Raw genomic sequence first — 517 nt, forward strand, 5'->3', positions numbered from 1 at the left:
GCTTTACGCGATGCCAGCAGCTACTGCGACGTTACTCGACGATTCCGCGGTCAATATCGACGAATGGTTGGCCGGCGAGGTCGAACTCGTATTTGCGATGCAGGAGGGCGCTGCGTTCGTGAACGGCGATGGCAATAACAAGCCGAAGGGTTTCCTGGCCTACACCACGGTTGCCAACAGCTCATGGACGTGGGGCAATGTGGGCTATGTGCCAAGCGGGGCGGCTGGCGCGTTCCCCAATGAAAATCCTTCGGATGTATTGGTGGATCTCATCTACGCGCTTCGCTCGGGCTATCGCCAGAATGCAACCTTCGTGATGAACCGGAAGACGCAAAGTTCGGTACGCAAATTCAAGGATACCACTGGTGTGTATCTGTGGCAGCCGCCTGCTGTAGCCGGAGGAAAATCAAGCCTGATCGGTTTTCCGCTGCTGGAGGCCGAGGACATGCCGGATGTTGCCGCTGGCTCGCTGTCCATCGCCTTCGGCGATTTCCGCAGGGGCTACCTGATCGTGGAC

Annotated in this window: 1 protein-coding gene; it reads left to right on the forward strand. The window is 58.0% G+C overall.

Annotated elements, in window-relative coordinates:
• Positions 1 to 517: phage major capsid protein (locus tag AC1DU6_RS35840; protein ID WP_477863412.1), on the forward strand; the 517-nt coding region annotated here is incomplete at both ends.

The organism is Roseateles sp. P5_B10, assembly GCF_056400485.1.